5 protein-coding genes are annotated in these 6,674 nt (G+C 58.7%); 3 read left to right on the forward strand and 2 right to left on the reverse strand.

Annotated elements, in window-relative coordinates:
* Positions 1-425: HAD hydrolase family protein (locus JNM42_RS05865; protein WP_294267612.1), on the forward strand; the 425-nt coding region annotated here is incomplete at its 5' end.
* A gap of 123 nt (positions 426-548) precedes the next feature.
* Positions 549-2,552, forward strand: a complete 2,004-nt coding sequence (tkt, locus tag JNM42_RS05870; RefSeq protein ID WP_294267614.1) for a transketolase — start codon at positions 549-551, stop codon at positions 2,550-2,552.
* Positions 2,553-2,629: 77 nt separating this feature from the next.
* Here the strand turns inward: tkt and JNM42_RS05875 are convergent, their stop codons facing one another.
* Positions 2,630-3,679, reverse strand: a complete 1,050-nt coding sequence (locus JNM42_RS05875) for an NAD(P)-dependent alcohol dehydrogenase (RefSeq protein ID WP_294267616.1) — start codon at positions 3,677-3,679, stop codon at positions 2,630-2,632.
* Positions 3,680-3,795: 116 nt separating this feature from the next.
* On the opposite strand from JNM42_RS05875, the gene JNM42_RS05880 reads away from it, so the two are divergent.
* Complete coding sequence (locus tag JNM42_RS05880) at positions 3,796-5,625, forward strand: ABC transporter ATP-binding protein/permease (protein ID WP_294267618.1); 1,830 nt, start codon at positions 3,796-3,798, stop codon at positions 5,623-5,625.
* A gap of 235 nt (positions 5,626-5,860) precedes the next feature.
* Here JNM42_RS05880 and JNM42_RS05885 read toward each other — a convergent pair.
* A partial coding sequence (locus tag JNM42_RS05885) for an ATP-binding protein (protein ID WP_294267620.1) occupies positions 5,861-6,674 on the reverse strand: 814 nt, incomplete at its 5' end.

Consider the following 6,674-nt stretch of genomic DNA (forward strand, 5'->3'; position numbering starts at 1 on the left):
TGCGCCCGCGCATTGATCGGGTGCCATCCTTTGAGCGGATGCTTGATGAAATCGGGACGGTCTGGAAGTTTGCTGCGAGTGGCGACGATCTGCCGGCGATGAGTGCCTTCGCCTCGGACCTTGAGCAGAGTCTGGGTCTGAGCTGCGAATGGTCGGCCCACAACCGTCTTGATATCGCTTGCGCCGGCAACAGCAAGGGCAGTCGGCTAGCCGGGTGGATCGCCGGGCAAGGCATCGAACGCGAGGAAGTGATTGCCTTTGGCGACCAGCAAAACGACATGGAAATGCTGCGCCTGGCAGGCCTGGGCGTGGCGATGGGCAACAGCCGGGATGAGGTGCAGGCCTGTGCCGACTGGATCACCGGCAGCAATGACAGCGACGGCCTGGCCGACGCCCTGCACCGTTTTATACTGACATCCCCATAACATCCGGATAAAATGGAGGGTTTGTGGATTAGCTCTGGCGGATCAGGCCATTGCCGGCTGTCAGCCGGTGCTGCCGTTAGCCGTGTTAATTAAGAATTTTAATAAATCATGGGATGTGAATAAATGGTTTCTCAGGCTTCGCTGGCAAATGCAATTCGTGTGCTGACCATGGATAGTGTTCAGGCGGCCAATTCCGGGCATCCGGGCGCTCCGATGGGCATGGCCGAAATGGCGGTGGCGTTATGGGATCGGCATCTCAAGCACAATCCCGCCGACCCGAAATGGCCTGATCGTGACCGCTTCGTGCTCTCCAATGGCCATGGTTCGATGTTGCTCTATGCGCTGCTGCATCTGACCGGCTACGATTTGCCGCTAGAAGAGCTCAAGAACTTCCGCCAACTGCACAGCAAAACTCCGGGCCATCCGGAATATGGCCTCACGGTGGGTGTCGAGACGACCACCGGCCCGCTCGGACAGGGTATCGGCAACAGCGTGGGCTTAGCCCTCGCCGAAAAACTGCTGGCCACCGAGTTCAACCGCGAGGGCTTCCCGATTGTTGACCACTACAATTACGTCTTCGTGGGCGATGGCTGTTTGATGGAAGGCATATCCCACGAAGTGTGTTCGCTGGCCGGAACCTGGAAGCTGTCCAAGCTGATTGCTTTCTTTGACGACAATGGCATGTCCATCGACGGTGCGGTTGAAGGCTGGTTCACCGACGATACGCCCCGGCGCTTCGAAGCCTACGGCTGGAACGTGATCCGGGGTGTCGATGGGCACGACGTCGATGCCGTCGATCTCGCCATTTGCGCGGCCAAATCGCAGCATGACAAACCGACCCTGATCTGTTGCAAAACGGTGATCGGCAAAGGCTCTCCCAACAAGGCGGGCACGATCGACGTGCATGGTGCGGCGCTGGGCAAGGACGAAGTCGCCGCTACGCGCGTCGCGCTGGGCATCACCGAGGGCGCCTTTGAAGTCCCCGAGGCGGTGCGCGCGGCCTGGGATGGCCGCGCCGCCGGTGCCACTCGTCAGGCTGAGTGGCAGACGCTGTTCGCCGCCTATCGCGCTGCCCACCCGAAGCTGGCCACCGAGTTCGTGCGCCGCATGAAAGGCGAGCTGCACCCCGAGTTCTCTGCCACGGCAGCTGAAGCCCTGCAAGCGGTTGTTGCCCGGAACGAAGCAATCGCCACGCGCAAGGCTTCGCAAAACGCCATTCAGGCCCTGGTGCCGGTGATGCCGGAATTAATTGGCGGCTCTGCCGACCTGACGGGATCCAATCTAACCAATTGGAAAGGCTGCCGTAGCATACGTCCGGAAGCCATGGCCGAGGGGGGCAACTACATCTACTACGGCGTCCGTGAATTCGGCATGGTCGCGATCATGAATGGTCTGGTTCTGCATGGTGGCTTCCGTCCCTTCGGCGGCACCTACCTGATGTTCTCAGAGTACGCGCGCAACGCCATTCGCATGGCTGCGCTGATGTGCATCAATCCGATCTTCGTTTTCACGCACGACTCCATCGGCGTCGGCGAAGACGGACCGACGCACCAGCCGATCGAGCAGGCGGCCACCCTGCGCATGGTACCGAACCTCGATGTATGGCGCCCCTGCAACAGCGTCGAAACCTTCGTCGCCTGGCAGATTGCCATCGAACACCGGAGCACCCCTACCGCCCTGATCCTCACGCGCCAGAATCTGCCGCATCTGGCGCACCATAGCAGTCAAACAAGCATGATCCGTCGCGGCGGCTACGTGCTCAAGGATTGCAGCGGCGCGCCTAAAGCCGTGATCATCGCCACCGGCTCGGAGGTTTGTCTGGCGCTGGACGCACAGCAGGCGCTCGCCGAGAAGGGAATAGCTGTGCGCGTCGTCTCCATGCCTTCGAGTTTCATGTTTGATCAGCAAGACGTTTCCTACCGCGAATCGGTGTTGCCGCGCAGCGTACCGCGTGTGGCGGTCGAGGCCGGCATCACCGGCTACTGGCGTCAGTACGTGGGGCTGGAGGGCGCGGTGGTCGGTATTGATCGCTTCGGCGAGAGCGCGCCGGTCAGCCAGGTGTTCGAATACTTCGGCATCACTGCGGCGGCTGTGCTTACCGCGGTCGAAGGGGTGATCGCCGGCTGATCCCGGGCACCGGGCGCAAAGCCATGAAAAAACCCGGCATTCGCGCCGGGTTTTTCCTTTCAGCAATCCGGCCCGACTTACTTCAGACTCGACAAATCGATGACAAATCTGTATTTGACATCGCTTCTGAGCATTCGCTCATAGGCTGTGTTGATGTAATCCATCGGGATCATCTCAATGTCTGAAACGATGTCATGCCGGGCGCAAAAATCCAGCATTTCCTGGGTTTCACGGATTCCACCGATCAGTGAACCCGCCAACTGGCGACGCTTGAAGATCAGATTGAAGACGCCGGGTGATGGATGCGGCTCTGCCGGTGCGCCGACCAGTATCATCGTGCCATCGCGCTTGAGCAGTTGGAGATAGGCATCCAGGTTGTGGGAAGCGGCCACCGTGTTCAGGATGAAATCGAAGCGGTTTGCATAAGCCGACATTTGCTCGGGATCGGTGGAAACGCATACTTCATCGGCACCAAGCCGCTTGCCGTCCTCGATCTTGGCGGAAGACGTGGTGAATAAAACGACGTGGGCGCCCATGGCATGCGCGATTTTGACACCCATGTGGCCAAGCCCGCCCAGACCAACGATGCCAACCGTCTTGCCCGGTCCGGCACCCCAATGCCGCAACGGCGAGTAGGTGGTGATTCCGGCACACAGCAGGGGCGCCACACGGGCCAGTTGTTTTTCGGCGTGCTTGATATGCAAAACAAAGGATTCCTTGACGACTATCGTCTGGGAATAACCTCCATAGGTGTTTTCGCCCCCGAACACCGGCCCGTTATACGTCCCGGTGAAACCGTTATCGCAGTATTGCTCCACACCCTCGTCGCACGAATGGCAATGCCCGCAACTGTCGACCATACAGCCTACGCCAGCCAGGTCACCAACCTTGAAATTGCGTACCTTGGCGCCCACGCAGACGACGCGACCAACGATTTCGTGGCCGGGGACTGACGGATACAGGGTGTTATGCCATTCGCCGCGAACCGTGTGCAAATCCGAATGACAAACGCCGCAATAAAGAATCTCGATCTGCACATCTTCGGCACCAGGGGTACGACGGTGCAGCTCGAACGGTGCAAGTTCACTCGTCGCAGTTTGTGCTGCATAGGCTTTGGTTTTAATCATGACTTAATCCTTTGCTTTCAATATTGGAAGTACGTACCGGCGATGCACTATCCGACAAGGGCTCGACGAACAAGTTTAATTCAGCTTTAATTGAGACAAGACACAAGGATAGCTCAGTGCCTGCAGATAGCGAAACACAGCACTGTCCGCTCGTGTATCTGATCGATCATTCCTGGCGCACTCCCGGTGCAAACCCCCTTCAGCGTTCGATACACCGATCCGGCAACGAAAGTTCCCACGTCATGATCCGCTTTGATTACCACCTTTGGCGGCGCTTCAGGGCCATAGCCTTTCCCTACTGGTTCCGGGAAGAGAAAAAGTCAGCCCGGGGCTTGCTTGTCCTGCTGATCGTGCTGTTGCTCGGGCAGACGGGATTCGCCGTTCTCTTCAACCAGCTTACGGGAGAATTCACCTCGGCCCTGGCGGCAAAGGATGCGGACCGGTTCTGGACCTCCATCGTCGAGTGCCTCGCCATCCTGGTCGTGGCGGTGCCGATCTATGCGTTCTACTACTATGTGCGCGACAAGCTCGGCCTGTTCTGGCGACGCTGGCTGACCCGCGATTTTCTCGGCAGCTATTTCAGCAATCGCTCCTATTACGAACTGAACGCCAACAGCGAGATCGACAACCCCGATCAGCGCGTTGCCGAAGACATCAAAACCTTTACCGAGCAATCGCTCTACTTTCTGCTGATACTGGCTGGCGCCCTACTCGAGCTGATCGCCTTCACTGGCGTACTCTGGTCCATTTCGAAGATCATGGTCGCTTTTCTGCTCATTTATGCGATTGTCGGCACCCTGGTTACGGTACTGGTTTTCGGCAAGGTTCTGCTCGGTCTGAACTTCTATCAGCTCAAACGCGAAGCCGATTTCCGCTTCAGCCTGGTACGCATTCGCGAGAACGCCGAAGCCATTGCCTTCTACCGCGGCGAGATACAGGAGTCCCGGCAGATCGGCCAGTATTTCAATGAGGCCTTCAACAATTTCAGCAAACTGATCCGCGCGCAACTGAATCTGAACCTGTTCCAGTACAGCTACAGTTTCATCACCATCATATTGCCCAGTGCGATCATTGCCGAACGCGTGCTTTCGGGGGAACTGGAGGTCGGGCGGGCAATCCAGGCCGCCGGCGCCTTTGCCGCGATCCTGGCGGCACTGACGGTGATTGTCGATCACTTTGAAAACTTCAGTAAATTTGCGGCGGGGATCGATCGTCTTTACACCTTTTCCAGATTCATCACGGCAAAGAATGGGGGGTTGCCGAAGTCCGCAGAAACCATCGACCTGGTGCCGGATTCGCGTCTGGCCATCGAAAAACTCACCTTGCGCACACCCAACCAGAAGCGGGTGCTGCTCTGCGACCTCTCGCTGAAAATCGAGCCGGGGGAGGGACTGCTGATCGTCGGCGCCAGCGGCAGCGGGAAAAGCTCGCTGTTGCGTGCCATTGCCGGCCTGTGGCGCTCCGGAAGCGGTCGTATTTTACGGCCCGAAATCGAAGAGATGCTGTTTCTGCCGCAACGGCCCTACATGCTAATCGGTAGCCTGCGCAGCCAGTTGTTGTACCCGCAACAGGAGGGTGAGGTCACTGATGAGGAACTCCTCAAGCTGCTGGACAGTGTCAATCTTCCCGATATCGCCGAACAGTTTGGTGGCCTGGATGTCGAGCTGGACTGGGCAAAAGTGCTGTCGGTCGGTGAGCAGCAACGCGTCGCCTTTGCCCGCGTGCTGCGCCTTGCTCCGCGCTTCGCCATACTCGACGAAGCGACCAGTGCCATGGATATCACCAACGAGAACAGTCTCTACAAACAGTTGGCGGCCAGCTCGACGACGCTGATCAGCACCGGCCATCGCCCCTCGATCAAGAAATTTCACTCGCAGGTGCTGGAACTTACCGGCGATGGAAAATGGCAGCTTCATGCGGCGGGCGATTACAAATTCAACCGCTAGCGAGCAGGCCGCTTTCCGCTACGACACCCATCAGGCTTGCCTGTCTGGCAGCCTGATAGTAGATGGTAGGTCAGGTTAGCCCGACGGGCGTAACCCGACTTAAAGTTTGCCGGCCACATAACTCATGTACTGCGTTCGGACAGTCTGTCATCGGCGTGAAACAAGACCCTCGGCCAGCATCAGACTGGCTGGGTCGGCCTCGATGTAGAACACTGTGGACAAGGAACCGTCGTTGTCAGCTTTGCACCAGGGTGGCGGTCGAGACTGCGGCGGTGCCAACAGAATTCTCGGCCATCCGCTTCAGTTCGAACCAGAACACACTGCCTTGCCCGGGCGTGCTTTCGACGCCGATGGTGCCGCCCATGCATTCGACCAGCCGCTTGCTGACTACCAGTCCGATGCCGGTGCCCGGTTCAACGCCGGCCTCCTGCCCGAGCCGGTTGAACGGCTGGAAAATCTGCGCGAGCTGTTCCGCAGACAGCCCGACACTGCTGTCGCGGACGCTGATGCGGACCGTCTCCGGGGAGTGCTGTGTGCACTCGACGGCAACCGTTCCGCCGGCCTTGTTGTATTTGATGGCATTGGAAAGCAGGTTGATGACAATCTGCTTGACCCGGGTGCGGTCGGCGTTGATAAAGCAGGGCGTTTCGAAGCGGGGAAAGGTCACGCCAATGCCGCGCTGTTGCGCCTGCGCTTCGATCATGCTCTGGCATTCGTTCATCACTTCGGCCAGTGGCAAGGCTTGCAGCGTCAGCGACAGTTTTCCGGACTCGATCAGCGCCAGGTCGAGGATTTCGTTGATCAGCTCCAGCAGGTACCACCCGGCCTTGAGAATCTGATCGATGCTTCGCTTCTGGGCCGGCGTCGGCGGCGTTTTACCGGATTCGATGAGCTGGGCAAAACCGAGGATCGAATTGAGCGGCGTGCGCAGTTCATGGCTCATGCGCGACAGGAACTCGCTCTTCGCCCGGTTCGACTGCTCGGCCACCTCGCGCGCCCGTTCGGCGTCCTGCAGTCGCAGATGCTCGGTGATGTCCTCGACGACGCCG

Origin of the sequence: Propionivibrio sp., assembly GCF_016790145.1 — a bacterium.
In the GTDB taxonomy this organism is placed as follows: Bacteria; Pseudomonadota; Gammaproteobacteria; order Burkholderiales; family Rhodocyclaceae; genus Propionivibrio.

Bases quoted from the DNA above. Each gene is read 5' to 3' on its own strand.
- JNM42_RS05875 (WP_294267616.1), bottom strand. From the start codon at position 3,679: ATGATTAAAACCAAAGCCTATGCAGCACAAACTGCGACGAGTGAACTT.
- tkt (WP_294267614.1), top strand. From the start codon at position 549: ATGGTTTCTCAGGCTTCGCTGGCAAATGCAATTCGTGTGCTGACCATG.